Source organism: Aeromonas sp. Marseille-Q7275 (genome assembly GCF_965119515.1).
Genome location: NZ_CBCPLW010000013.1, coordinates 1 through 26,052, shown reverse-complemented (window position 1 = coordinate 26,052; position 26,052 = coordinate 1). Strand labels below are relative to the sequence as shown.

Annotated in this window: 23 protein-coding genes and 1 pseudogene; 10 read left to right on the top strand and 14 right to left on the bottom strand. The window is 62.7% G+C overall.

The genetic code is table 11. The features are described 5' to 3' along the window. Positions 1-375 precede the first annotated feature (375 nt). Positions 376-1,626 (bottom strand): phospholipase D family protein, encoded by a 1,251-nt coding sequence (locus tag ACWPWQ_RS13320; protein ID WP_454010002.1) that lies wholly within the window; start codon positions 1,624-1,626, stop codon positions 376-378. A gap of 75 nt (positions 1,627-1,701) precedes the next feature. Here ACWPWQ_RS13320 and ACWPWQ_RS13315 point away from each other — a divergent pair, with 75 nt between their 5' ends. Continuing rightward, the gene (locus ACWPWQ_RS13315; protein WP_205642677.1) at positions 1,702-1,863 is read left to right on the top strand and encodes a hypothetical protein; all 162 of its coding nucleotides are present in this window, start codon (positions 1,702-1,704) and stop codon (positions 1,861-1,863) included. A 4-nt stretch (positions 1,864-1,867) separates the two neighbouring features. On the opposite strand, the gene ACWPWQ_RS13310 is transcribed toward ACWPWQ_RS13315, so the two are convergent. From ACWPWQ_RS13310 to tatA, 3 genes are all read right to left on the bottom strand, one after another. Beyond that, positions 1,868-3,328 (bottom strand): MltF family protein, encoded by a 1,461-nt coding sequence (locus ACWPWQ_RS13310; RefSeq protein ID WP_319912336.1) that lies wholly within the window; start codon positions 3,326-3,328, stop codon positions 1,868-1,870. Positions 3,329-3,556: 228 nt separating this feature from the next. Next, positions 3,557-3,859 carry a YfcZ/YiiS family protein gene (locus ACWPWQ_RS13305; RefSeq protein ID WP_042650556.1) on the bottom strand — a complete coding sequence of 101 codons (303 nt, stop codon included), beginning with the start codon at positions 3,857-3,859 and terminating at the stop codon, positions 3,557-3,559. A 14-nt stretch (positions 3,860-3,873) separates the two neighbouring features. After that, positions 3,874-4,035 carry a twin-arginine translocase TatA/TatE family subunit gene (gene tatA, locus ACWPWQ_RS13300; protein WP_005323446.1) on the bottom strand — a complete coding sequence of 54 codons (162 nt, stop codon included), beginning with the start codon at positions 4,033-4,035 and terminating at the stop codon, positions 3,874-3,876. A 281-nt stretch (positions 4,036-4,316) separates the two neighbouring features. Here tatA and ACWPWQ_RS13295 point away from each other — a divergent pair, with 281 nt between their 5' ends. Then, a complete protein-coding gene (locus tag ACWPWQ_RS13295) occupies positions 4,317-5,318 on the top strand; it encodes a LysR substrate-binding domain-containing protein (RefSeq protein WP_139439258.1) in 1,002 nt (333 codons plus the stop codon). Between the two features lie 30 nt (positions 5,319-5,348). Here the strand turns inward: ACWPWQ_RS13295 and ACWPWQ_RS13290 are convergent, their stop codons facing one another. Both ACWPWQ_RS13290 and ACWPWQ_RS13285 read right to left on the bottom strand, forming a co-directional pair. After that, a complete protein-coding gene (locus ACWPWQ_RS13290; protein ID WP_139439259.1) occupies positions 5,349-5,948 on the bottom strand; it encodes a YhgN family NAAT transporter in 600 nt (199 codons plus the stop codon). 108 nt (positions 5,949-6,056) lie between these two features. Continuing rightward, the gene (locus ACWPWQ_RS13285; RefSeq protein ID WP_454010001.1) at positions 6,057-6,302 is read right to left on the bottom strand and encodes a YecH family metal-binding protein; all 246 of its coding nucleotides are present in this window, start codon (positions 6,300-6,302) and stop codon (positions 6,057-6,059) included. 207 nt (positions 6,303-6,509) lie between these two features. On the opposite strand from ACWPWQ_RS13285, the gene ACWPWQ_RS13280 reads away from it, so the two are divergent. After that, on the top strand, positions 6,510-7,793 hold the full coding sequence (locus ACWPWQ_RS13280; RefSeq protein WP_247627422.1) for a dicarboxylate/amino acid:cation symporter: 1,284 nt from the start codon (positions 6,510-6,512) through the stop codon (positions 7,791-7,793). A 22-nt stretch (positions 7,794-7,815) separates the two neighbouring features. On the opposite strand, the pseudogene ACWPWQ_RS13275 reads toward ACWPWQ_RS13280, so the two are convergent. Beyond that, positions 7,816-8,131 (bottom strand): annotated as a pseudogene (locus ACWPWQ_RS13275) (putative signal transducing protein). A gap of 80 nt (positions 8,132-8,211) precedes the next feature. Continuing rightward, positions 8,212-9,114 carry a LysR family transcriptional regulator gene (locus ACWPWQ_RS13270; protein WP_202047790.1) on the bottom strand — a complete coding sequence of 301 codons (903 nt, stop codon included), beginning with the start codon at positions 9,112-9,114 and terminating at the stop codon, positions 8,212-8,214. A 98-nt stretch (positions 9,115-9,212) separates the two neighbouring features. On the opposite strand from ACWPWQ_RS13270, the gene ACWPWQ_RS13265 reads away from it, so the two are divergent. Continuing rightward, positions 9,213-10,265, top strand: a complete 1,053-nt coding sequence (locus ACWPWQ_RS13265) for an HlyD family secretion protein (RefSeq protein WP_454010000.1) — start codon at positions 9,213-9,215, stop codon at positions 10,263-10,265. After that, positions 10,265-11,818, top strand: coding sequence for a DHA2 family efflux MFS transporter permease subunit (locus tag ACWPWQ_RS13260; RefSeq protein WP_247627425.1), 1,554 nt, complete (start codon positions 10,265-10,267; stop codon positions 11,816-11,818). Before ACWPWQ_RS13265 ends, ACWPWQ_RS13260 begins: the two co-directional genes overlap by 1 nt. Before the next feature lie 88 nt (positions 11,819-11,906). Here ACWPWQ_RS13260 and ACWPWQ_RS13255 read toward each other — a convergent pair whose 3' ends face one another. Further along, entirely contained in the window at positions 11,907-12,533 is a 627-nt protein-coding gene (locus tag ACWPWQ_RS13255; RefSeq protein ID WP_202047793.1) for a lysoplasmalogenase, read from the bottom strand. Between the two features lie 173 nt (positions 12,534-12,706). On the opposite strand from ACWPWQ_RS13255, the gene ACWPWQ_RS13250 reads away from it, so the two are divergent. Continuing rightward, positions 12,707-12,865, top strand: coding sequence for a hypothetical protein (locus ACWPWQ_RS13250; RefSeq protein ID WP_005332188.1), 159 nt, complete (start codon positions 12,707-12,709; stop codon positions 12,863-12,865). Positions 12,866-12,918: 53 nt separating this feature from the next. Here the strand turns inward: ACWPWQ_RS13250 and ACWPWQ_RS13245 are convergent, their stop codons facing one another. From ACWPWQ_RS13245 to ACWPWQ_RS13225, 5 genes are all read right to left on the bottom strand, one after another. Further along, positions 12,919-15,471: a TRAP transporter permease gene (locus ACWPWQ_RS13245; RefSeq protein WP_454009999.1), complete on the bottom strand. Its 2,553-nt coding sequence runs from the start codon at positions 15,469-15,471 to the stop codon at positions 12,919-12,921. A gap of 98 nt (positions 15,472-15,569) precedes the next feature. Further along, positions 15,570-16,541, bottom strand: coding sequence for a TAXI family TRAP transporter solute-binding subunit (locus ACWPWQ_RS13240; RefSeq protein ID WP_202047795.1), 972 nt, complete (start codon positions 16,539-16,541; stop codon positions 15,570-15,572). A gap of 551 nt (positions 16,542-17,092) precedes the next feature. Beyond that, on the bottom strand, positions 17,093-19,234 hold the full coding sequence (locus ACWPWQ_RS13235; RefSeq protein ID WP_454009998.1) for a S9 family peptidase: 2,142 nt from the start codon (positions 19,232-19,234) through the stop codon (positions 17,093-17,095). 318 nt (positions 19,235-19,552) lie between these two features. Then, the gene (locus ACWPWQ_RS13230; RefSeq protein WP_139745803.1) at positions 19,553-19,984 is read right to left on the bottom strand and encodes a DUF411 domain-containing protein; all 432 of its coding nucleotides are present in this window, start codon (positions 19,982-19,984) and stop codon (positions 19,553-19,555) included. A 48-nt stretch (positions 19,985-20,032) separates the two neighbouring features. After that, the gene (locus tag ACWPWQ_RS13225; protein ID WP_202047797.1) at positions 20,033-20,356 is read right to left on the bottom strand and encodes a hypothetical protein; all 324 of its coding nucleotides are present in this window, start codon (positions 20,354-20,356) and stop codon (positions 20,033-20,035) included. Positions 20,357-20,618: 262 nt separating this feature from the next. Here ACWPWQ_RS13225 and kefF point away from each other — a divergent pair, with 262 nt between their 5' ends. The 4 genes from kefF (at position 20,619) to ACWPWQ_RS13205 (ending at position 24,819) form a co-directional block, all read left to right on the top strand. Next, positions 20,619-21,218, top strand: coding sequence for a glutathione-regulated potassium-efflux system oxidoreductase KefF (kefF, locus tag ACWPWQ_RS13220; RefSeq protein WP_202047798.1), 600 nt, complete (start codon positions 20,619-20,621; stop codon positions 21,216-21,218). Positions 21,219-21,288: 70 nt separating this feature from the next. Beyond that, complete coding sequence (gene kefC / locus ACWPWQ_RS13215) at positions 21,289-23,145, top strand: glutathione-regulated potassium-efflux system protein KefC (RefSeq protein ID WP_404837566.1); 1,857 nt, start codon at positions 21,289-21,291, stop codon at positions 23,143-23,145. Continuing rightward, positions 23,142-23,528 carry a SirB2 family protein gene (locus ACWPWQ_RS13210; protein ID WP_202047800.1) on the top strand — a complete coding sequence of 129 codons (387 nt, stop codon included), beginning with the start codon at positions 23,142-23,144 and terminating at the stop codon, positions 23,526-23,528. Before kefC ends, ACWPWQ_RS13210 begins: the two co-directional genes overlap by 4 nt. A gap of 304 nt (positions 23,529-23,832) precedes the next feature. Beyond that, a complete protein-coding gene (locus tag ACWPWQ_RS13205; RefSeq protein WP_025325391.1) occupies positions 23,833-24,819 on the top strand; it encodes a helix-turn-helix transcriptional regulator in 987 nt (328 codons plus the stop codon). Positions 24,820-26,052: the final 1,233 nt, after the last annotated feature.

The following is a 26,052-nucleotide window of genomic DNA, read 5'->3' as shown; positions in this document are numbered from 1 at the left end:
ATGTCACCCCCTCGCAAATAGCATGTTCCATATTGGGATCCTGCAATAACGGTGCTGATGCGCGTCACGGGTTTCCGCTCCCGATCCGCACTGCCGGCCAGAACACGCTGACCGACCCACTCCCTTGCTGCCTTCACCCACACGGCAGACCAGCCGCCGTGTTTGTCCTTGCAACCGAAATACTACGCAGTTAAATAAAATAAAAAACCGTTATATGCGGCCCCGTATGCAAGCCAGGGTGCTGCATCAGGTTGCGCCTATCAACATAAAGTGATTAAAAACAATACGATAAAATCTCAATCAGGCTTTGGATGGCAAACGTTATCCTCTAAGGCGCACAAGGCTTTGCGAGATCTCGCACAAGCCGTGCTCCACTCACAGCCAGGGGCGCAGCGGCAGCCAGTCGCTCAGTCGCGCCAGCAGACGCCGCAGCGTCGAGGGCGCAACCACAGGATGGACCGCCGCCCGTTGCCACCCGCAGAGCCAGTGCCGCAGCTCGGCACAGAGCGCCGGACAGCTCAGATGCAGCATCAGTTCGGTGTTGAGCATCAGGGAGCGGGGATCCAGATTGAAGCTGCCGAGCAGCGCCTCCTCCTCCCCCATCAGGATCAGCTTGGCGTGCAGGCTCTGCCCCTCATCCGACAACTCGGCCAGCACAATGCCCTGCCGCTCCAGCCAGGGGCGATGGCGCCGATAGGCGCCATACACCAGGGGCACATCTGTGCTGGCCAGGGAGTTGGTCAGGATCTCGATGCCGACCCCCGCCTGGCGCTGCCGCTTGAGATGGCGGCGCAGGCTTCGGGTCAGGATCAGGTAAGGACTCACCAACCGCAGCGCCCCCCGGTTGCCCGCCAGCTTGCGTCCCAGCCGGGGCGCCGTGGTCGGCCGGGAGATAAGCCCCTTGCCGGGCCTGTCAAACCAGCACTCTCCGACCCCAGGATGCCAACGCAGGGGGAGAGGTGTTTCATCAAACAGGCTGGCGGGCAGATCGTAGACCATGGCCACTGCCGGGTCGGTCAGGGTCAGCAGGAAGTCGTTCACCGCGCGGATCTCGGCGGGCAGCAGGGGGCGCCGCAACAGGTGCCGGATGGGGTGGCTCCAGCGGCTGCGCCAGAACAGTTCGAAGCCCTGCTCGGCCTGGCGGCAGAGGGGGCCCCGGCAGATCAGATCCAGATCGACGAAGTGAGGGGGCGCCCCCAGCCCGAAGTAAGGATCGCCGATGTTGCGGCCCCCGATCACCGCCTCGTGGCCATCCACCAGCAGCAGCTTGTTGTGCATGCGGTGGTTGATGCGGCGAAAGCTGAGCAGGCCTTCCAGCAGCAGGGTCAGAGGGCGCCAGCCCCTGAGCCAGAAGGGGTTGAACAGCCGCACCTCGATGCCGGGCTCTGCCGCCACCACCTCCAGGAATCGGTTGTCACCGGCATAGAGATCGTCGATGAGCAGCTGGACCCGGACCCCGCGCCGCGCCGCATGGAGCAATTCGGACAGCAGCAGCTTGCCGCTGCTGTCCTCCTCCCAGCTGTAATACTGGGCCTGGATCCGGCTGCGGGCACCGCGGATCAGCTGGCAGCGGGCCTTGAGGGCGACACCGGGATCGTCGAGCAGGGCAAAGTCGGCGGGGATCAAGGGTCATCTCCTTGTCATGAGACGGTGGCATAACCCAGACAACAGCCCCGATTGCGGCGTGTCAAGGAGCCGATGATGGAAGTGCGCGACCACCCCAGCCTCAGCCAGAGACCCCAGGCCAGTCAGCCGGACCCCACTCCCGCCAGACTGCTGACCCCCTGGTACCAGCAGCACAGGGATCAGGGCTGGGAAGCCTTCCCCTTCACCCCAGAGGATGGCCTGCCCGACCGGCACTGAGCACTCAGGGCTGCGCCGCCTCCATGGCCTCTGTCTTGCCCTCAAGCTGGGGCAGGCTGAAGCGGTAGGCCACGTAGTATTTGTAGATGGTGCCGACGTAGTTGATGGGGCCCTGGCCGACCTCGTTGGCCACCAGCTGCTCCACGTTGCCAAACCAGACGTTCGGATCCAGCCCCCTCTCCCTGGCCTTGGCCTGCAACGCCTGCACCCGGTTCGGGCCCGCATTGTAGGCCGCCAGGGCGAACAGGTGACGATTGACCCTGTCCATCCCGGGATCGTTGAAGTAGGTATCGAGAATGAGCCGCATGTAACGGCAGGCCGCCTCCACACTGCCCTCCAGGCTGGTGAGCCTGGCGCCGCGGATCCCCACCTCGCCCCCCGTGCTCGGCAGCAGCTGCATGATGCCGACGGCCCCGCGGTTGGAGCGGACATTGGGATTGAGTCCCGACTCCTTGTAGGCCAGCGCCGCCAGCATCAGCCAGTCGAGATCATATTTCTCGGCCTGGGTTTCCAGTACCTTGCGGATGGTCGACAGCCGCCCCAGGGGATCCGGCGCCAGTATGTTGCTCATCTTGTCACTCTGGGCCAGCAGGCGACGCAGTGTCATGTCGCTGTAGAGGGTGCGTTTGCTCGACTCGGAGATATAGGCGTTCACCGCCTTGAGCAGCTCGGGGCTGTTGTTGCGCAGTGCCCAGGCGCTGCGCCCCTTGTCCCGCAGCGGGATCAGCTTGTGGGCCTTGAGGCCCCCTATCATGTCGAGCCAGATCCGCCCCTTGAAGCTGTCGGTGACGGTCAGCGGTATGATGCCGGCCGCCACCATCTCCAGCAGATCCCCGTCCTGCAGGTACTCGGGCACCGTCTCTATGTAGACGGGGGGCAGCCCCAGCTCGCGGAACAGCCAGTTGAGCTGGTGCAGGCTCTCGTAATAGCTGGAGCTGGCCCGCACCCAGATCCGCCGACCGGAGAGCTGGGTGATGCGGTTGAAACCCGTCAGCTCCCGCTGGCTCACCACCCACTCCTCTATGGGCGAGATGAGCGGCTGGGAGAAGGTGACCTGTTCGCGCCGGGTCGGCGTCACCGTCAGGTTGGCCGCCACCAGATCCCCCCGCCCCTCGGCGAGATAGTCCAGCAGCTTGTCCTGACGCACCGGGATATAGATGATCTTGAGCTTGAGCTTCTCCTTGGGGAGATAGGTCTGGTTCAGCCAGCGCTCGAAGCCTTGCAGCTGATTGACCAGGATGCCGTACTGGGCCCCCTTGTCGAAGAAGAAGAAGCCCCGTTCATAGACCACCAGGGCCCTGAGCTCCTTCTGTTGCAGTATGTGTTCGAGATCCCCGGGCTGGGGCAGGAGCTTGGGCTTGACGTCCGCGGCACGCGAAGGGGTATCGCCAGGCGGGGAACCGGGATCCGCCGCCAGCAGGGGGAGAGAACAGAGGACCAGCAGGGCCCAAATCCATCGCATCATGAGGTAGCCACCTTCTGTTGGTCGACTCGCGCCTTGAGATTCTCGGCAGGACAAGGCCCGACACACGGGACTCATGACGGGGTGCCATCACTGCATCATGGCACTCTCCTGCCACGGAGCCACAGGTGCCGGACTGGCACGGGATAGTCCGCGGGATAACTCACTATACAACGGGTATGGCCGCCGGAGGGGCAATACGGCAGGCAAGCCTGCCGTCTCATCGGGGGCTCAGATAGAGCGGGCACGCATCTCGAAAATCAGCTTCTCGGCGGTGCAGGTGAATTGCAGGCGGGCCTTCAGGATCACGCCGTCGGCGCCCTGGGTCAGTTCGCTGTCGATCACGGCCTCGGCAGTCACCTGCTTGGCCAGCGCCTCATAGGCTGCGAGCTTGGCGCGAGCGTCGGCTTCTGCCGCAGCCTCGATCACCAGCTCCATCACATCGTCCCCTTCACCTATGATGGTGCCGATCTCGGCGAAACAGCCGCAGCTGTCGCAGGTTTCATTCAATTCCACTTTTTCGTCTACAGACATACTTCCACTCCTACTCATTTCGGATGTACTTCATCGTCACGCAAGGCTTTACGAAAATCCCTGATGGCGGTGCCCAGATCCTCACCGGCGCCGGCCAGGCGTTTGCTGCCAAACACCACGACGACGACCACCAGCAGGATCAACAGATGCCAGATATGAATTCCACCAAGTCCCATAGGGCGACTCCTGACAGATAGATACCCGTTGTTTGTATCAAAAGAAGGCGCAACGATTGTTGGGCAAAATCAAGGCAGGCGCAAGTTGGCAGGAAAATCGTCAAAAAACATAAAAAGATACGGCGACCCTTGGCCGCCGTATGAGTCGGTGCTACTTGTCCCCTCAACCGCTACATCCTGTACCAGTCGCCATGAAGGCGAGAGACAGGTCGAGCATAGGGTCGCCAAGATATGAAAACAAATGGTATAAATTCATCTAAGAATTGAAGAGGATTCATATCATGTTGCTGGAACAGCTCGGGCGCATAGATCTTAATTTGTTGATTATCCTGCAAGTCTTGCTGGAAGAGCGCAATGGCAGCCGGGCCGCCCGCCGTCTGCATCTGAGCCAGTCTGCCGTCAGCAAGGCCCTGGGTCGCCTACGGGAAACCTTCGACGATCCCCTGTTCGTCCGCTCCGCCTACGGGCTGGATCCCACCCCGCGCGCCCTCGATCTGCAGCAGCAGTTGCAACCCATACTGCTCTCCCTGGACAACCTGATCCAGCCCCCCGCCTTCGATCCCGCCAGCACAGAGCGGGAGTTCGTCATCGCCAGCATGGACAGCGCCTTCACCCTGTTCGCGCCGCTCTACCTGAGCGAGCTCAAGCGCCAGGCACCGGGGATCCGGCTGCGTTACGAGGAGTGGACAGAGCACAGCCTGACCGAGATGAGCCAGGGTCAGGTGGACATCGCCTTCACGGTGCGGGAGAACTGCATCAACTCGGATTTCAGGCTGGATACCCTGCCCAACGCCATCTGCCAGCGACTGCTCGCCATCGATGACCTCACCTGCCTGGTGCAGCGGGATCACCCGGCCCTGCGCGAACCCGAGTGGGATCTCCCCCGCTACCTGGCCTATCCCCATGTGCAGACCTATTGCGAGGGACGGGATCGCTGGATGCTGGATCACAAGCTGGCGGAGCAGGATCTCTACCGCCGTATCGAGGCGACCGTGCCCTCCTTCGAGGCGGCGCTGCGCATGGGCATGCACTCGGACATGATAGTGACCCTGTCACGGCTCTATGCCCGCCACGCCACCCAGGTCTATCCGCTGGTGCCGCTGCCGCTGCCCATCGCCCTGGACAGCATCTCCCACCTGCTCATCTGGCATCAGCGCCACGAGGAGGATCCGGGCCACCGCTGGCTGCGGGAGACCCTGCTCACCCTCATCATGGGCAAGCTGGAGACCCCAGGCGACCCGTCCCGCCAGGACGAGGCGCTGGCCGTCATGGACGCACAATAGGAAAGGGGCTGCCTGGCAGCCCCTTTCTTCTTACCCCTGGCCCGTCACCGCCAGATAGTGGTGCACCCCATCCAGCAGCATCTGCACCGAGATCATCACCAGCAGCATGCCCATCAGCCGCTCCACGGCGGTGAGTCCTCGCTCACCCAGCAGCTTGTTGAACAGCTCGTAGAACATCAGGATCACGGCGCTGGCACCCCAGGCCATCAGCAGGGCCAGGGACCAGTCCGCCATCCGGGTCGGCTCCTGGTTCGCCAGCAGCAGCAGGGAGGCCAGTATGGAGGGGCCCGCTATCATGGGGATGGCCATGGGCACCAGGAAGGGCTCCTCCCCCGCCGCCAGCCCGGTCACGCCGCCGGGGCTCGGGAAGATCATCTTGATGGCGATGAGGAACAAGATGATGCCCCCGGCGATGCTGACCGCCTCCTGGCGCAGGTTCAGGAAGCTCAGGATCTGCTGACCGGCAAACAGGAAGCCCAGCATGATGGCCAGGGAAAACAGCAGCTCGCGGATCATCACCTTGCGCCGCCGCTTGGGATCGACATGGCGCAGGATGGAGAGGAAGACCGGCAGGTTGCCCAGCGGATCCATGATCAGAAACAACATGACGGCAGCGGAGAAAGTATCCATACAGATTCCGGGCGTTGCCCAGGCCAAGCCTTTAGCAGAGGAGGGAGAGGGCGAAATATAACAAAGGAGGCGGGATTCGGCGAGCGCCCCGGCGCGCTCGCCGCGGGATCAGCCGTGGTTGCAGATCTTGTCGGCCCGGGTCTGGAAGCCCTGCTCGGACTCGATGAACTTGCCGCGTCTGGCCAGCAAGTCGATCAGCGCCTCTGCATCCATCTCGCTCGCGCTGCAGGTATGGAAGCGGGCATCGGCGCCAAAGCGCGCCTCAATCGCCTCCCTGAGGCTGGCCAGGGTAAAATGGCCCCCCTCTTCCAGCATCATCTCCATCACTTCGTGACCGTGTATCGACTGGGACATCTCAAGCCTCTTTAATCATCATGTCAGATGTCCATTAGAGCCTGAACCCCGGTCCCCGATCTTGATATAAGCCAACAAAACGCCTTTTTTAGCTCCCCCGGGCTGGCCGTGAGCCTAGCTTTGTCGATAATGTGGCAACCTGATCGGGGGATGGCTACACTAGCGCCCCCTTTGCCATCGCAGACAGAAAATAAGGACATTGGCGTCATGCTGTTCCATGGATTGGTCTTCAAGCCCTGGCGGATCTGGACCCGCCGCCCGCTCTGGTTGAAGACACTGCTCGGCATGCTGACCGGGATAGGTCTGGGGCTCTGCTTCAGCGAGCAGGCACTGCTGCTCAAGCCCATCGGCGTCCTGTTCGTGAACACCATACAGATGCTGATGGTGCCCCTCATCTTCTGCTCCGTCATCGCCGGCCTTACCTCATTGCTCAAGGGCAAGAGCCTGGATCGGATCGGCAGCAAGGCCATAGGTCTCTACCTCTGCTCCACCGCCGTCGCCATCTGCATCGGCCTGGTGATGGGCTGGCTGCTGGAGCCCGGCATGGGCGCCAACATGGGGCCCTACGAACGGACCGGGGTGATGGTGCAGCCGACCCTGGCCAGCGTGCTGAGCCATCTGGTGCCCCACAACCCGGTACAGGCCATGGTGGATGGCAAGATACTGCAGGTGATCGTCTTTGCGGTGGCCCTCGCCCTGGCCCTCAATGCCACCGGCCGGCGCGGCCGCCCCGCCATCCTGTTCTTCACCTCCCTGGCGGAGGGGATGTTCAAGCTGACCCAGATGGTGATGGCGCTGGCCCCCTATGGCGTCTGCGCCCTGATGGCCTGGATGACGGGCAAATACGGGGTGAGCCTGCTGCTCCCCTTGCTCAAGGTGATAGGCGCCGTCTACCTCGGCTGCCTGCTGCACGTGCTCGGGGTCTACAGCAGCCTGCTGATCCTGCTGGCCCGCCTCAATCCGCTGCACTACTTCAAGAGCATCGTCGACGCCCAGGCGGTGGCCTTCACCAGCAGCTCAAGCAGCAGCACCCTGCCCATCAGCCTGGCCTGCGCCGAGCGCAGGCTGGGGGTCTCCCCCGCCATCACCGCCAAGGTGCTGCCCATAGGCGCCACCATCAACATGGATGGCACCGCCCTCTATCAGGGGGTGACGGCGCTGTTCGTGGCCCAGGCCTTCGGGGTGGATCTGCACGTGGTGGATTACCTGACCATCATCAGCATCGCCACCCTGGCCAGCATAGGCACGGCCGGTACGCCGGGCACCGGGCTGATGCTGCTGACCCTGACCCTGACCGCGGTGGGGTTGCCGCTGGAAGGGGTGGCGCTGATCGCCGGAATAGACAGGATCCTCGACATGGCCCGTACCACGGTCAACGTCTCCGGCGACATCCTGGTGTCAGTGCTGATCGCCCGCAGCGAGAAGGAGCTGGATCTGGCGATCTATCACGATGCCAGTGCGGGGGAGGACATCGACTTCACCCTGCGCTGAGGGGTGGGAGAAGGGGGAGATCTCAGTGATCCTGGGGATCGTGATGGCAGCGCCAGCAGATATCGAAGTTGGCGCCGTTCTCCTCTCCGCACTGGCCGCACAGCCAGCCATTGCCCTGGCGCTGCTGGTAGCGCTCTATGATCCGGCCTGCCCGCTGACGATCCTGCTCGCTCACCATCAGGGTGACCTGCAGCAGATCCACGGGCAACTCCCCAACGCCCCGAGCCCCTCCCGCTTAGCCCGCACCCGCACTCCTTCGACTTCCAGCGCTCCCTTCAGGGCATGCCTCCAGCGAGATAGAGAGGCCCGGCCCGATACAAATTAATCCACTGCTCCATAAATCCTCACCTCGCAACCCCTTGTCGATGCCCCGACGGCGCCAGCCCCCGGACCATCACTCTCCATGGCCGCTTGCCGCTCACAGCAGGTTGTCGATGCCGTACGCCGGGCCGTTGGCCACCAGAAAATCGATAAACACCCGCAACTTGCGCGGCATCAGCCGCCGCTCGGGAAACAACAGATAGATGGGCACCTTGGGCTGCTGCCAGTCCGGCAACAAAGCCACCAGAGAGCCGTCGGCCAGCTCATCATGGCACAACATGGCGGGCAGGGAGGCGAGCCCCAGCCCGGCCTTCGCCGCCTCTCTGGCGCAGGTGATGTTGTTGACCTGGAAGCGGGACGGCGGATCCACCAGCACCTCCCGGCCATCCCGTTCGAAACACCAGTGGGAAGCCAGAAAACCGCTGCTCACCGCGACCCGCTCATGGCGCACCAGATCCTCGGGCCGGGTGATGGCCGGGCTGCGCGCCAGGTAATCCGGGCTGGCGCAGAGCAGGCGCCCCGTGCTCCACAGGCGCCGTGCCGCCAGGTTGGAGTCGCTCATGTCGCCGATCCGCACTATGGCGTCCAGCCCCTCGCTGATGGGATCCACTATGCGGTTGGTCAGCTCCAGATCCACCCGCAGCCCCGGATAGGCTTGCAGGAAGTGGGCCACCAGTCGGCCCACCACCAGCTGTCCCGTCTCGATGGGGACCGCCAGCTTGAGGGTGCCTGTCACCTCCTGCTGGCTGGCACTCAGCATCAGCTCGGCCTGGGCCAGCTCCTCCACCGCCTTGCTGCAGCGCAGGTAATACTGCTCCCCCGCTTCGGTCAGGGTGAGCTGGCGGGTGGAGCGATAGAGCAGCCGCACGCCGAGGTGCTGCTCCAGCTCGGCGATGCGGCGGCTCACCGTCGCCTTGGTCATGCCCAGCTCCTGGGCGGCGGCGGTGAAGGAGCCCTTGTCGACGATGCGCACCAGAATCAAGGCTGCGTTCAGGTCCATTGTCTCACCAGTGAAACTGTATATCTCATGAATGGATACTAATCGAAACAGTTACGCGATGTTAGCCTGCCCGCCACAGTTCAGGAAAAACCCATATCATGAGTCAACACAAGAAGATCCCCCTGCTGGCAGCCCTGCTGCTGGCCCTGTTCGGCATGCTGTTTGCCGCCTACTGGTATCTGCACGGCCGCCATTTCGAGAGCACCGACAACGCCTATCTGCAGAGCGAGGTGACCGGCATCGGCTCCAAGCTGCCCGGCTACATCAGCGAGGTGCTGGTGACCGACAACCAGGAGGTCAAGGCCGGCCAGCTCATCGCCAGACTGGACGACAGGGAGTACAGAACCCGGGTGCTCGAGGCCGAGGCCGATCTGCACCTCAATCAGGCGACCGCGGAGAACCTGGCCGCCACCCGTACCCAGCAGCTGAGCCTCATTCGCCAAGCCGAAGCCAGGGTCAGCTCCGCCAATGCCGAGCAGGTGCGGGCCCAGCAGCAGGTGCGCCGGGTCAGTCAGCTCAATCAGCGCAACTACAGCTCCCAGGACAGCCTGGACGAGGTGCGCGCCGGTCTGCAGGTCAATCAGGCCCAGGAGCAGGAGGCCAGAGCCGCCCTGCAGGCCGCTCGCGAGCGCCTGCTGGTGCTGGACGCCGAAGCCAAGCAGAACCAGGCCAGACTGGCACTGAGTGAAGCCCAGCTCGAACAGGCCAGGCTGGAGCTCGGCTACACAGAGCTGCGGGCCCCGGCGGACGGCATCATAGGCAAGCGCAGCCTGCGGGAAGGGCTCTATGTGCAGTCCGGCATGCAGGTGGCCAGCCTGGTGCCGCTGCAACAGGTGTGGGTCGAGGCGAACTTCAAGGAGACCCAGTTGCAGCACATGCAACCGGGTCAGCGCGTGGAAGTGATCCTGGATGCCTATCCGGATCAGCCGGTCGAGGGGATCATCGACAGCCTGGCCCCCGCCACCGGCGCCAAGTTCGCCCTGCTGCCACCGGAGAACGCTACCGGCAACTTCACCAAGATAGTGCAGCGGGTGCCGGTCAAGATCCGCATCCCCGAGCCGGGCGCACTGGCGGGCAAGCTGCGCCCTGGTCTCTCCAGCGAGGTGATAGTGGACACCCGCACCCCTGATCCCGTGGTCGCCGCCAACTGATGGAACCCATTCCACGTCGCAACTGGATCGCGGTCATGGGGGGCCTCATCGGCGCCTTCATGGCCATACTCGACATCCAGATCACCAACGCCTCCCTGAAGGACATTCAGGGCGCCCTCTCGGCCACCCTGAGCGAGAGCTCCTGGATCTCCACTTCCTATCTGGTGGCGGAGATGATCGCCATTCCCCTCAGCGGCTGGCTGAGCCGGGGGCTGAGCGTGCGCCGCTACCTGTTGTGGACCACGGGGGCCTTCATCGTCGCCTCCGTGCTCTGCTCGTTCAGCTGGAACCTGACCAGCATGATCGTCTTCCGGGCGCTGCAGGGCTTCACCGGCGGGGCGCTGATCCCCATGGCCTTCTCCCTCATCGTCAGCCTGCTGCCGCTGCACAAACGGGCCACCGGCATGGCGCTGTTCGGCCTGTGCGCCACCTTCGCCCCCGCCATAGGTCCGACGCTGGGTGGCTGGCTGACGGAGCAGCTCTCCTGGCACTACATCTTCTACCTGAACGTGCCCCCCGGCCTGCTGGTGATGGCCATGCTGGCCCACGGTCTGGACAGGAAGCCGGTGGACTGGGAGGTGATAAAACGGGTGGATCTGGTCGGCATCCTCACCATGGCGGTGGGGCTGGGTCTGCTGGAGGTGGTGCTGGAGGAGGGCAACAGAGAGGACTGGTTCGGTTCCAGCTTCATAGTGCGGCTCACCGTCATCTCGGTGGTAGCCCTGGTGTTCTTCGTCATCAGCCAGCTGCTGCGCCGCCATCCACTGGTCAATCTGCGGCTGCTGCACAGTCCGCGCTTCGCCCTGGCCTGCTTCGCCTACCTGGTGCTCGGCATGGCGCTGATGGGCTCCATCTATGTGCTGCCGCTCTACATGGCGCAGATCCACAACTACAACGCCCTGGAGATAGGGGAGGTGCTGATGTGGATGGGCCTGCCCCAGTTGCTGGTGCTGCCCCTGGTACCCAGGCTGGTCACCCGGATAGATCCGCGCTACCTGGTGAGCTTCGGCTTCCTGGTGTTCGCCATCAGCTGCTTCATGAACGTCAACATGAGCGCCGACTACGCCGGCCCCCAGCTGATCCAGTCGCTGATCGTGCGGGCCCTGGGCCAGCCCTTCATCATGGTGCCCCTCTCCCTGGTGGCGACCGCCAGTCTGACCCCGGAGGAGATCCCCTCCTCCTCCACCCTGCTCAACGTGCTGCGCAACCTCGGGGGGGCCTTCGGCATCGCCATCATAGCCACCCTGATCGACAACGACACCCGCATCCACGCCAGCCAGATAGGCAGCACCCTGGCCGCCACCAGCATAGAGGGGCAGGCCTACCTGCTGCAGCTGGCCCAGACCATGATGGCCCAGGGCTCGGATCCCGCGCTCGCCCAGCAGCAGGCCAGGGCCATGCTGTCCAATACCATCAACCGGGAGGCCGCCATCATGGCCTACAACCAGGTGTTCTACGTGATGGGCATCTTCCTGCTCATCGCCAGCGCCCTGATGCTGCTGCTCAGGCAACCGGCCCCCAGGGCCGCGGACGCCGAGCCGCTGGAGGCGTGACACCGGCATGACAAAACGGGCCCCATGGCCCGTTTTTTTGTGTGGGAGCGCGTGCCCCGTTCGCCCTCTGCACAGGGCCCCGAGGCGCTCAGCCCGCGAGGGAGGCGGCGATCAGGAACTGGGCGGCGAAGTAGCTGCTCATGATCCAGGCCGTGGCATGGGGGAAGGGGCGGCGGAAGCGATCGAGGGCCAGCATGCTGTCGGAGAAGAGGAACATCAGCGCCCCCACCAGGGCCGCAGCAGAACCAGCGGTAAGAGAGGCGTGCCAGGCGCCGGCGGCGACCCAGGCCATGCCGATGATCACCAGCATGTAGCAGAAGACGGGGATCTTCATCTCGCCGAGCTTGCCCCACAGCAGGCCGAACACCATGCCGGCCACCAGCAACAGCAGCAGGCCATCCACCAGCTTGAGCACAAGGGGGCCCTGGGCGAAGCCGACTATGTAGCAGAGGTGCGCGACAAAAAATGCCGCCAGTCCCTGGATGAAGCGATCCCGTGGCAGCATCAGCAGCACGTCACCGGCCAGCGACAGGCAGAGGCCGAGCAGGATCCAGGCGTGGGAACCGTTGTGGTCATCGCTCTGGTAGCCAAAGGCCAGGGCGATGATGAACAGCATGGTCAGGGGTTTGCTGATGTAGAACTGACGGGAGTCTGAGCCATAAGCCGCGCGGATGTGCCACCAGCCAGATGCGATGATCAAGAAACTCAATAACATGCCCTGCTCCTCACCGATTGCTCGCGGTCACACGGCAACCTCTTTAGTGCCCGCAAGAGTAGCAAATTCCCCCGCCCAGTGGCAGGGGGGTGAAGCAGATGGCACCCTACACCTAAAGTCTAATTGCCCCCTGCTCGCGGCTCGGGCATAAGAGACAGCTCTGGAAGATCACCATGGAAGACGCAATGACCAACTACCTGCCCGCCATCGATATCATGATGTGCCACCTGGGGATCAGCTTCGAACAAGCCTGTGAACAGCTTGGTCTGAGCCCGCAGGAACAACAGACCCTGGATCAGCTGCAAAAGCAGAAGCAGACCCAGTCAAACTAGCCTGCCCGGTATTGAAAACGGCGCCATCGAGGCGCCGTTTTTATTGGTGGTGTCTATGAGCGGGTGGCCCGTCGCCGTTGCAGCCAGATCACCAGCGCAAACAGCAGGAAGCCCGGGATCCACATCAGCTCCTTGTGCCAGCGCTCGGTAGGCGCCTTCACGGAGAGGATCTCCTGATCAAACTCCATGCCGGCCGCCGCCGCCGGACTGCCGAAGGTGACGTTGTCGATCAGGGTCTTGCCGTCCTGCTCGTACAGGGTCAGCCCCAGGCCGGCCAATCGCTCTTCGCCATCGGCACCGGCCGGTACCGCCAGCAGCACAGTGGATTGACGCAGCTTGCCCACCGCATCCTCCCCCTGGATCCGCAGTCGCAGTGTGCTCTCCGCGTCCACCTCGCCCAGGGTCTGGGCCAGCTGGGCGGGAGGCGTCTCACGATAGGGATCGTGCACCATGTCCATCCAGAAACCGGGACGGAACAGGGTGAAGGCCACCAGCAGCAGCAGCACGTTCTCGTACCAGCGGCTCTTCACCAGGAACCAGCCCTGGGTGGCGGCGGCGAAGATCAGCATGGCGACCGTGGCCACCACGAAGATCAGCACCCCGTGGGCGAAGTCCACGTCGATCAGCAGCAGATCCGTGTTGAAGATGAACAGGAACGGCAGCGCCGCGGTGCGCAGGCTGTAGTAGAAGGCGGTGATCCCGGTCTTGATGGGATCCCCCTTGGAGACGGCAGCCGCCGCGAACGAGGCCAGTCCCACCGGCGGGGTCACGTCCGCCATGATGCCGAAGTAGAACACGAACAGGTGCACGGCGATGAGCGGCACTATGAGGCCGTTCTGCTGCCCCAGCGTCACTACCACGGGGGCCAGCAGGCTGGAGACCACTATGTAGTTCGCTGTGGTGGGCAGCCCCATGCCGAGAATAAGGCTCAGCAGGGCGGTGAGGATCAGCATCAGCAGCAGGTTGCCCATGGAGAGCATCTCCACCAGATCCGCCAGCACCAGGCCGACCCCGGTCTGGGAGACGGCACCGACTATGATGCCGGCGGTGGCGGTGGCGATGCCGATGCCGATCATGTTGCGGGCACCGGCCACCAGGCCCTCCTTCAAGTCCACCAGACCATCGCGGGCCGAGCCGTAGTCATGCTTGCCGTCGGTGCGCAGCCAGTTGAGCAGCGGCCGCTGGGTCAGCAGGATGATCACCAGCATGACGGTACCCCAGAAGGCCGACAGCCCCGGGGAGAGGCGCTCCACCATCAGGCACCACACCAGCACCACCACCGGCAGCAGGAAGTGCAGGCCGGAGAGCAGCACGGCGCGGGTGTTCGGCAGCTCGGTGAGGGGCTGATCCGGATCCTCGGCGGGCAGCGGCGCATTGCTGGCCGCTATCTTCAGCAGACCCAGATAGACGGCCGCCAGCAGCAGGGCGATCCCCGGCAGGGCATAGTCCCCCAGCGCCGGCTTGAGCCAGCCCAGACCATGGTAGACCGCCATCGACAGGCCGCTGATGAGGGTGGCACCGAAGGCGAAGCCGGTCAGGCGACGCAGCCAGGGCTTGGGTTGATGGCCGCCGATGGGCTGCATGCCGAGCTTGAGCGCTTCCAGGTGGACTATGTAGAGCAGCGCTATGTAGGAGATGGCCGCCGGCAGGAAGGCGTGCTTGATGATCTCCACGTAGGGAATACCCACGTACTCCACCATCAGGAAGGCCGCCGCCCCCATCACGGGGGGCATGATCTGGCCGTTGACCGAAGAGGCCACCTCGACCGCCCCCGCCTTCTCCTTGGAGAAGCCGACCCGCTTCATCATGGGGATGGTGAAGGTGCCCGTGGTCACCACGTTGGCGATGGAGGAGCCGGAGATGACCCCGGTCAGGGCCGAGGCCACCACGGCCGCCTTGGCCGGGCCGCCGCGCAGGTGGCCGAGCAGGCTGAAGGCGAGCTGGATGAAGTAGTGACCGGCACCGGCCCGCTCCAGCAGGGCGCCGAACAGCACGAACAGGAACACGAAGCTGGTGGAGACCCCGAGGGCGATGCCGAACACCCCCTCCGTGGTGATCCACTGGTGGTTCGCCAGGGCGGTGAAGCTCACCCCGCGGTGTGCCAGCAGCCCCGGCATCCAGGGGCCGGCCAGGCTGTAGGCGAGAAACACCAGGGCGATCACCGCCAGGGCCGGGCCCAGGGCACGGCGGGCGGCTTCCAGCAACAGCGGAATGCCGATGCAGGCGGTGATCAGATCGGCCGTGGTGAGGTTGCCGGGGCGCTGGGCCAGGGCCTCATACATGACGAACAGATAGGCGGCCGCACCGGCGGCGATCAGACCGAGGGCGATGTCGCCGAGGGGCACCCTGTCTCTGGGGGAACGCCGGAAGGCCGGGAACACCAGATAGGCCAGCAGCAGGGCGAAGGTCAGGTGAATGGCGCGGGTTTCGGTGTCATTGAGTACGCCGACCCCGAAAATGAAGGGGAGCGGCGAGGCGATCCAGAGCTGGAACAGGGACCAGGCCAGCGCCAGCCCGGTGATCAGCCAGCCCATGAGGCCGAGGGGCAGCCGGGCGCCCACGTCCTGGGCGATCAGTTCCTCGGTAGAGAGTTGTTTTTCTTGCATAGGGTTAACTTTTGCCTGCGAGTACAACGACACGACACCCGCTGCCGGTGTGGCGGGCGGGTGTCGAAGAGAACGATGGAAGGCCGGCAGGCCTTCAATCAGAGCCAGCCACGCTCTTTGTAGTAACGTGCGGCGCCTTCATGCAGGGGCGCGGAGAGACCCACCTTGATCATGTCGGCCTCTTTCAGATCGGCGAAGGCCGGGTGCAGACGCTTGAAGCGATCCAGGTTGTCGAACACCGACTTGACCAGCTGGTAGACCACTTCAGGATCGGCCTTGGCACTGGTGGAGAGCACCGCCTTGCCACCGATGGACGGGGTCGGCTTGTCGCTGCCCTTGTAGAGACCACCCGGGATCTCGGCCTTGGTGTAGTAGCTCTTCTCGGCCAGCAGCTTGTCGATGTCGGCGCCGGTCACCGGCACCAGCACGGCGTCCGTGGTGGTGGAGGCTTCCTGGATGGCACCGTTCGGGTGGCCGACGAAGTAGCTCATGGCGTCGATGTTGTTGTCACCCAGGGCGGAGGCCTGCTCCGCCGGCTTCAGCTCGGAGACCAGGCCGAAGTCGCTCTTCTTCCAGCCCTTGACCGCCATGATCTCTTCCATGGTGTCGCGCTGGCCGGAACCCGGGTTGCCAATGTTGACGCGCTTGCCCTTCAGATCGTCGAAGCCGGCGATCTTCGCGTCGCGGCGGGCGAGAATGGTGAACACTTCGCTCTGCAGGGAGAAGACGGCGCGCATGTCATCCATGGCCCCCTCGGCCTGGAAGGGGGGCAGCCCCTTCATCGCCTTGTACTGGTGGTCGGACTGCATGATGCCGAAGTTGAACTCGCCGCTGCGGATGCCGTTGACGTTGGCCACGCCACCGCCACTGGCAGGCGCATTGCACTTGATCTGGTGATCGGCGGCGCCGCGATTGAGGAAACGACAGATGGACTGGCCCGCCACGTAGTAGACGCCGGTCTGACCGCCGGTGCCTATGGTCACGAAGCGCTCCTGCGCCTGTACCGGACCACCAAACGACACACCGACCAGGGCCGCCGACAGGGCGCACGCCAAGGATAATCCTTTCATGTTCTTCATCCTTTTCATTGATTTATCTCACCCGATTCCCGGGTGAATATGAGACGGACCCGCACCAAGACTGGGTCTGCCTATACAGCCTCGTACGAGGAAATGGTCGAGCGGCGAACGCCCTTCCAGAAGCCACCATCATCCTGCGGTGAGATAATCAGCGTCATGCCGACTGAGGGTGATTCGACCACAAAAGAGCCGGATCAAAAGTTGTAACCCCTTGATTAGGCACAGAGTGCCAACATAAATCAAACAAAATGGCAAAGCGGCGGATTTAAATAGCGAGAAATTTGAACTGGATCATCAATTCATCGGTCGTGGATTAATTGGTTTTGTGTGCGCAGGCAGCGGGGAAATGGAGGGGGTGGATTCTTTTGTAACCCTTTGCTGACAAGGGCTGCCATCTGGCTGAGGGCGCCCCGAGACAGGGTCAGGATAGGGGGCAAGACACAGGCCGGCGGGGTTGCCCTCGCCGGCCTTATCTCATCTGCGAATCGGTGCCATCTCTGGCGCCCGGATCGCGGTTCAGCAACAAGCGGTTAACCCCGGTCTCATGCCTTCGGCCTGGCCAGCTCCAGAATGAAGGCAAACTCCAGAGCGATGTCTTCGTAAGCCTTGAAGCGACCCGACTTGCCGCCGTGACCGGCATCCATGTCGGTGCTGAGCAGCAGCTGGTTGTCGTCCGTCTTCAGCTCCCGCAGCTTGGCGACCCACTTGGCGGGCTCCCAATACTGTACCTGGGAGTCGTGCAGACCCGTGGTGACCAGCAGGTTGGGGTAGGCCTGCGCCTTGACCTGATCGTAGGGGCTGTAGCTCTTCATGTAGTCGTAGTAGCGCTTCTGGTTCGGGTTGCCCCATTCGTCGTACTCCCCTGTGGTGAGGGGGATGGACTCGTCCAGCATGGTGGTGACCACGTCGACGAAGGGCACCTGGGCGACTACGCCGCGATAGAGCTGGGGCGCCTGGTTGATGACGGCCCCCATCAGCAGGCCGCCGGCGCTGCCGCCCATGGCGTAGACCTGGTCTCTCGCCCCATAGCCCTGGGCCACCAGCGCCTCGGTCACGTCGATGAAGTCGTGGAAGGTGTTCTGTTTTTTCAGCAGCTTGCCGTCTTCATACCAGGGGCGCCCCAGCTCTTCACCGCCCCGGATATGGGCGATGGCGTAGACGAAGCCGCGGTCCAGCAGGCTCAGGCGCGAGCTGCTGAAGTCGGGATCCATGCTGGCGCCGTAGGAGCCGTAGCCATAGACCAGCAGGGGATTCTTGCCCTCCTTCTTGAACAGATCCTTGCGATAGACCAGGGAGACAGGCACCGCCACCCCGTCGCGGGCGGTCACCCAGACCCGCTCGCTGGCGTACTGGTCGGCCTTGAAGCCCGCCACCGGCTGCTGCTTGAGCAGGGTGCGTTTGCCGCTGTCCAGATTCAGCTCATAGGTGGAGGACGGCGTGGTCATGGAGGAGTAGCCATAGCGCAGGGCGCTGGTCTCCGGCTCCGGGTTGTAGGCGAGCCAGGTGACATAGGCGGGATCGTCGAAGGCGATCTCTTTCTGCTCGCCGCTCTGCCAGTTGATCTGGCGCAGCCGGGTCAGCCCCTTGCTGCGCTCCTCCAGCACCAGCCAGTCCCTGAACAGGGCATAGCTCTCCAGCAGCACGCCCGGATTGGGGGCTATCACCGCCTTCCAGCGATCCACCGGGCTCTCCCTGGTCTCGTAGAGGCCGAAGTTCTTGCCGTCCTTGTTGGAGCGCACATAGAAGCGGCCGCGGTAGTGATCCAAGCTGTATTCGTGATCCACCTGGCGGGGCAGGAACAGGCGCGGCGCCTGAACCGGCGTGTTGGCGTCGATGAGGCGCGCCTCGCTGGTGGTGGTGCTGGAGAGGGCGATGACGATGAAGTCTTCCGAGGTGGTGGCATAGAGGCTGACGTAGAAGCTGTCATCCTTCTCCTCGTAGACCAGCTTGTCCTTGGCGGGATCGCTGCCCAGCTCGTGGCGATAGACCTGATAGGGCAGCAGTGTCTTGGGGTGCTTGCGCACATAGAACACCGTCTTGCTGTCGTTGGCCCACACCAGGTTGCCCGAGGTGTTCTCGAGCTTGTCGGCGGCCCAGGTGCCGCTCTCCAGATCGAGGAACTGGATCTGGTACTGACGGCGGGAGAGGAAGTCTTCCGCCACCGCCAGCCAGCGGTTGTTGCGGCTCACCTCGAGCGCCCCCAGCGAATAGAACTCGTGACCCTCGGCGCGCCGGTTGCTGTCCAGCATCAGGCTGACGTCCTTCTCCCCTACCCTGGTGCGGGAGTAGATGGCGTACTCCTTGCCCGGCTCATAGCGGGTCTGGTAGCGGTAGCCGTTCTTCACATAGGGCACGGACTCGTCCTGCTGGGGGATGCGGGCCACCATCTCCTTGTAGAGCTGGTCACGCAGCGGCTTGACCGGCTTGAGCATGGCCTCGGTGTAGGCGTTTTCGGCCTTGAGATAGTCCAGTACCTCGGGCTTTTCCCGCTCGTCGTCACGCAACCAGTAGTAGTTGTCGATCCGGACGTCCCCGTGCTTTTTCAGGGTATGGGGGTGCTTGGGGGCCACAGGAGGCAGGATGGGGGTTTCGCTTGTCGGCATGACGGGCTCTTCATTGGCATGGGTACAGGGCACGGCGACCAGACAAGCCAGCAGCAGCAACCCTCGGGGAAAGATGAACATGTCGCATCCTTTGCGCTGTAACAGGGCAGGCAGGCTCGCGGGGAGCGCCATGAATTGACGATCAGGCCGCCGCCGCTCACTCCGCCGGTGCGGAAACAAGGCTGGCAAACCGGAACATCGCCCCTGAGAAAATAAATTGGCGATCAATCTGCCCCTTGTCGCCCTGGGTTGCAAGTGATCCCCGGACATTCGGCCCCAAACCATGAAAAAGGGCCACCCTCTCACAAGGGTGGCCCTCCTGCTCTGGCCATGAGCGGCACGGATTCGCTCAGGTGTGCCTCACATGATGGAGTGGTGCCGGCTCATGACCAGTGTTCGTCAGCCGGGATAGCTCGACCAGACCTTGGTCGCGCCCTCCTCGCTGATGCTCAGCACCTGGTAGGGCTGACCCGGAATATCCATGCCAGGCGCACTCTGGGGCATGCCCGGAATGGTCAGGCCGCGGATCGCCGGTTTTTCCTTGAGCAGCTTCTGCACGTCGGCGGCGGGCACATGTCCCTCCACCACATAGCCGTTCACCACCCCGGTGTGGCAGGAGGCCAGCTGCGGGGTGATGCCGTACTGTTGCTTGACCGGTTCAAGCTGCTCGGTTTCGACGACCTTGACCGCAAAGCCGTTCTCTTCCATGTGCTTGATCCAGGTCTTGCAGCAGCCGCAATACTGGGACTTGTAGACTGTCATCTGCTCGGTTGCCAGAGCAGAAAAACTGACGGTACCGGCCAGTACGGCCAGTAACAGGGACTTGTACATGACTCACCTCGGATAAGAAGAAATGCCCAAAAAAACGGGTAACTCGACTCAACCCAGCTGGCGAGGGGGCCGTTCGAGCCGCTCTAGCGGCGCCTCCGGCATGAAGAGGGAGGGGGAAATGAACGCTGGCATGTCGGGCTCAAGCCAGGCCACCGTCAGGCTGTCGCTGGTAAGCACCGTCATGGCGAGCGCCGAGGTGAAGCTGCCGCAAGGCATGGCTTTTTCCAGGGTGCGTTCGCTCTGGCTGCAATGGGGGGTCAGAGTACAGAGATCGGTCGCCGCCCGGCTGCCAAACGACATCAGCACCATCAGCAGGCTCCACAGGGGAAGCCAGCGGCGGGCGCGAGCGAGTTGGCGACGGGTCAGGACCATGGGATGACTCAGTGATCGAAGAGGGCCTATGGTAACCCTTGGCCCAGGGGGAGGGTCAAGCCCGCACCCTGCGAGAGATCAAGAGAGGCTGGAATAGGGGCGAGGGTCATCCCCCGTCAGACACTGCCACAACCAGCGGCCACGAGTGTCCAATACAGGCGTCATTCACGTCCGCCACTGGCGAGCCGGGGTGCTTCTTGATAACGTCGCAGCTCACCGCCCTTTTTTATCGGCACCAGGCCCCTCTTCAGGCTAGGACCCCATGAAACGCATTCTGATCATCTTCTCGCACCCGGCCCTGCAGAGCTCCAGGGCCAACAGGCAGCTGCTGCAGGCACTCGACGGTCTGGAGGGCATCACCCTGCACGACCTCTACCACCACTACCCGGACATGTTCATCGACGTGAAGCGGGAGCAGGCCCTGCTGTCTGAGCACGACATCATCGTCTTCCAGCACCCCTTCTACTGGTACTCCTGCCCGGCCATCATGAAGGAGTGGCTGGATCTGGTGCTGGAATATGGCTACGCCTACGGCCCCGAGGCCCACGCCCTCAGTGGCAAGCAGTGGCTCTCCGCCATCACCACGGGGGGCGCTCCGGAGTCATATTGCAGCGAAGGCTACAACCAGCGCCCGCTGCTCGACTTCCTGCTGCCGTTCCAGCAGACGGCGCAGCTGTGCGGCATGCAGTGGCTGCCCCCCTTCGTGCTGCACTCCTTCCACAAGCTGAAAGATCCGGAGGCGCTGCGCCGCTGTGGCCAGGATTACCGCCAGCTGATCTGCGCCCTGCGCGATGAGCGGCTGACCCCGGCCCAGCTCGCTGGCAGCCCCTATCTGCGGGATCTGCTGGGGGAATTGTCATGACGACGGATTGGATTTTCATCGGGCTTGCGCTGCCGGCCCTGACGAACAGAGACGAACGGAGGGCCGGCTGATGGGGCACGGATTGTTGTTTGACGCCTTGATCTATCTCTCGGCGGCGGTGATAGCGGTGCCGCTGGCCAAGCGCTGGGGGCTGGGTTCCGTGCTCGGCTACCTGCTGGCGGGCATCATCATAGGTCCCTTCCTGCTAGGGCTGGTGGGGGAGCAGAAGGATGTGATGCACTTCGCCGAGTTCGGGGTGGTGCTGATGTTGTTTCTGGTCGGGCTGGAGCTGCGCCCTGCTCTGCTGTGGCAGCTGAAGGGACCCATACTCGGCACCGGTGGCCTGCAGGTGCTGCTCACCACTGGGGCCCTGACCGGGGTCGCTCATCTCATCGGCCTGCCCTGGCAGCAGGGGCTCGCCATCGGTCTCATTCTGGCGCTATCCTCCACCGCCATCGTGCTGCAGAGCCTGCAGGAGCGCAAACTGATGCAGAGCGAGAGCGGGCGATCCGCCTTCGCAGTGCTGCTGTTCCAGGACATCGCGGTCATTCCCATCCTGGCCATACTGCCGCTGCTCGCCATCGCGCCTGTGGTCAGCAACGGCAATCCGGATCTGGCGGGCTGGCAGCACGGCCTGCTGGTGGTCGCCGCCATCGCCGGCATAGTGCTGGGCGGCCACTACCTGATGCGGCCGGTGTTCCGTGCCATCGCCCAGTCCCACATGCGGGAGATCTTCGTCGCCGCCGCCCTGCTGCTGGTGATCGCCATCGCCGTGCTGATGGAGTCGGTGGGCCTCTCCCCCGCCCTCGGCTCCTTCCTCGCTGGCGTGGTGCTGGCGGACAGCGAGTATCGTCACGAGCTGGAGGCGGACATAGAGCCGTTCAAGGGGCTGCTGCTCGGCCTCTTCTTCATGTCGGTGGGCGCCGGCATCGACTTCGGCCTGTTTGCCGCCCATCCCCTGCTCATTCCATCCCTGGTGATAGGGCTGATGCTCCTGAAATGGGGGGTGCTGATGGTGCTCGGCCTGATCATTCGCATCTCGCCGAGCCAGCGCTGGACCTTCGCCCTGGCGCTGGCACAAGGGGGGGAATTCGCCTTCGTGCTGTTCTCGTTCGCCGCCCAGAACAAGGTGCTGCCCGGTGACACCATCTCGCTGCTGACCCTGGTGGTAGCGCTCTCCATGGCGCTGACGCCGCTCTTGCTGATCCTCAACGATCGGGTGATCCAGCCCTGGTTCGACTACCGCAACCAGAGCGATGCACCCGAGCACGAACAGCCGGAACTGGTCGAGCACCCGGTCATCATCGCCGGCTTCGGCCGCTTCGGCCAGATAGTGGGGCGTCTGCTGCACGGTCACGGCATAGGCACCACCATACTGGAGCAGGACGCCAGCCAGATAGAGATGCTGCGCAAGTACGGCTATCAGGTATTCTACGGCGATGCCAGCCGGCTCGACCTGCTCCATGCCGCCGGGGCCCACAAGGCCAGGCTGCTGGTGCTCTCCATCAACGATCCGGCTACCTCCCTCGAGGTGATCGAGATGGTGAAGAAACACTTCCCGCACCTCAAGATCCTGGCCCGCGCCCAGGACAGGCCCCATGCCCACGAGATCCTTCGACACGGCGTCGACAGCGTGCACCGGGAAACCCTGGGATCGGCCGTGGATCTGGGGGTAGAGGCACTGACCCAGCTCGGATTCCGGGCCAACCAGGCCTGGCGTGCGGGTCAGGTGTTCAAGCAGTATGACAACCGGCTGCTGCGGGAACAGGTCAATTACCTGGATGACGAGCACACCTATATCAACAAGAGCCTGCAATACCGCGAGATCCTCTCCGATCTGCTGCAAGACGATCAGGAAGGACAGGAGCGTACCCACGCGCACAACTGGAACAGCGGTCTGCCCGACAACGACAAGGAAGCAATATGATTGCCTATTACCCCATGTTCAAACACCTGCACATGACCCTGGCCATGGTCAGCCTGCTGCTGTTCATCTACCGCTGGAGCCTGGCGCTGGCTGGCAGCGGGCGCTTGCAGCAGAAGTGGCTCAAGGTGTTGCCCCACATCAACGACACCTTGCTGCTGCTGTTTGGCGTGCTGCTGGCGGTCACCCTGCAGATGAGCCCAGGCCAGCAGCCCTGGCTGATGGCCAAGCTGATCGCCCTGGTGCTCTACATAGGTCTCGGCGTCATGGCGCTCAAGCGCCCTGCGCGCGGCCAGAAACTGATTGCCGGGGTCGCCGCCCTCGCGGTATTTGGCTACATGATTGGCGCCGCCATCACCAAGTCAGCCTGGTCCTGGCTGGCCTGAACGACCTCTTTGCCGGTGAGGGCCCAGTCCCTCACCTCTCTCCCCCTGCCGAATACCCTCCTCCCCCTTGGCTCCCTATACATTTCTCCCCTGTCGTGACAACCTGGCAAATCTGGAGAACGCTTTATTTTGGCAAAAAACAGCGCCAAACAACCCCCTCCACGCTTTGATTGTCGATTATTATCAATCAGTTAGCTCGTTATGTATGAAAATGGCGACAGTTGTCGCAGCAAAACTTGCGACATAGACTGTCGCATGCCATGGCTAGGATACACTCAACGCTAAACCAGTGAAGGCATGCACCATGAGTAAGAAGCTGTTACGACAACTGACCTTGGCGCGTTGCATCCCGCACCGCCCTTACAAGCTGACCGCCAGCCAACTCCAGGTAAAACTGGAAGAGGAAGGCATTCACGTCAGTCTGCGTACCGTGCAACGGGACCTGGAAGAGATGTCCGGCATGGGACTGTTCGACCTCACCTCGGATGAGCGCAGCAAACCACACGGCTGGTGCTTCGAGCGCCACGGTCTCAACGACTTTGCCAACATCATGCCGCTCTCCCTGGCAGTGGCCCTGAAAACCTGGAGTGATCAGGCGAGCCAACTGCTACCGGCGAGTGTCTTGACCGAATTGAACCCCCTGGTCGACAAGGCCAGCCAGGTGATCCGTGACAGCCAGAGCGAACTGGCGGAGCGCTGGCTCGAGAGCGTGCATCAGTCGCCGCGTCCGTTTGCCGGCAACCCTGAGATCCGCCGCAGCACCCTGATCCGCGACGCCCTCTGGCGTGGTCGCAAGTTCAGCGCCGAGATCCAGCGTGTCATCAAGGAACGCACCGTGTGGCTCTGCTATGACCGCATCAATCCGCTCGGGATCCTGAACCAGCCCGATGGCCCCATCCTGCTCTGTACCCTGTCCGAGCTGGATCCCAAGGTCTATGGCATCCCGTTCGATCACATCAAGAACGTGGAACTGACCAACTTCAGCGCCACCCAGCCGAAGGATTTCAACGTCCAGAAGCTGATCCGCGACCAGGGCTATCAGGACGTCAGCGGCCCGATCCGCTTCGTCGGACGCATCGATGCCAACTGCCCCACCCTGATCGATGGGCAGATCCCGGGACACAACCCGCGCATGACCCGCTACGACAAGCGCAGCGTGGTGGTGGAGACCGAGGTCCAGGATACGCCCGAGTTCCGCTCCTGGTTGAACAACATGAGTGGCAACCTGGAAGTATTGGCACCGGAGTCCCTGCGCAAGGCATACCCGACACCGGGTACCCGGGTCAGCTGAGCACAATCGGATGAATGATGAAAAGCCGAGCATGAGCTCGGCTTTTGTCTGTTTTTCACACATAATTATTCAATTAATTTTTAACTCTTACACCCCTGATTGAGCCTTCTGTACCATCGTTTTCCTCCCTGTTTTTGGTTGTGAGAGATCCGCCATTCCTCCTGTAAGACCCCTCAGTGTTGAGCCGTACGTGAAGCCATCCCGAGAGCCTTATGCTTTCCTGAGAAACTAAATAAGGCACTGATAAAAAAGACAAATTCAGATTAATGACAGATATTCATTCATCATCTGGTGTTATCTGATGCCCTCCCATGCCTTGTTCCTGCCCACGATTGCCTTAGTATGGGTCTCACAAGGACGGCTGGTCCGGCAGGATGCAGGAACAGCGCATAAATAGGAAAAGCCGCAGGACGTGGCAGGACACCTCAGGATGAGGTTGATAACCCGGATGGTTATCACAAGGAATGACAGGACAACCGCAGGATGCGGTCGCAGGACACCTCGGAATGAGGCCAAGTGGCACGGATAGTCACTCTTCAGGATGACAGGAACCCCGCAGGAGCGGCAGGAACAGCTTCAGGATGAAGCGAGATGACCAGGGTGGTTATCTGTCAGGATGACGCAAGGAACACCACGGGATGTGGTAATGGACACCTCCAGGACGGAGACGGTGAAGCAATCAGGAGTGATTGCCAGGCTAGGATGGCCACAGGACACCCCAATGGAATGGGAAGGGGAAATTCCAAAGGAAAGGATAGAGTCAAGGATTGCAGGGAGCATGGCAGTTCAGGGACTGGACGAGATGACTTGAGGGGACGGCAGACGCCGTCCCCTTTTCTTTATATGCACTCCAGCGGATGAGCCCACCCTAGGGGCGCACTTACCCCATGTTCCGGAGCTGTTGCCTGAATCACCTCGCCCGCAGGCATAAGATGCATCGCGTGCATCTCATGGACAACCCCTGACCACAGTTATCGAAACCAATATCCATTGCACTGACAGAAGAGCAGAGCGCCTTAGCCGCCCAGCGGGACACTACTTCATCACTTCTCTATTCACCGGGCAGCCAAGTCTGTTGAGTGGACGGTTTGCCCCTCCCTCTACTTCATATGCACCAAAGCAAAATCAGTGGCGGAGTGTCCAGGGAAGCCGTGTGAGCCGAGATGGCAAACAGAGGTCATATGGCACGGTGATTCCGTGGCACCTTTAGTGGTGACTGTGGTGTTTCAGAGG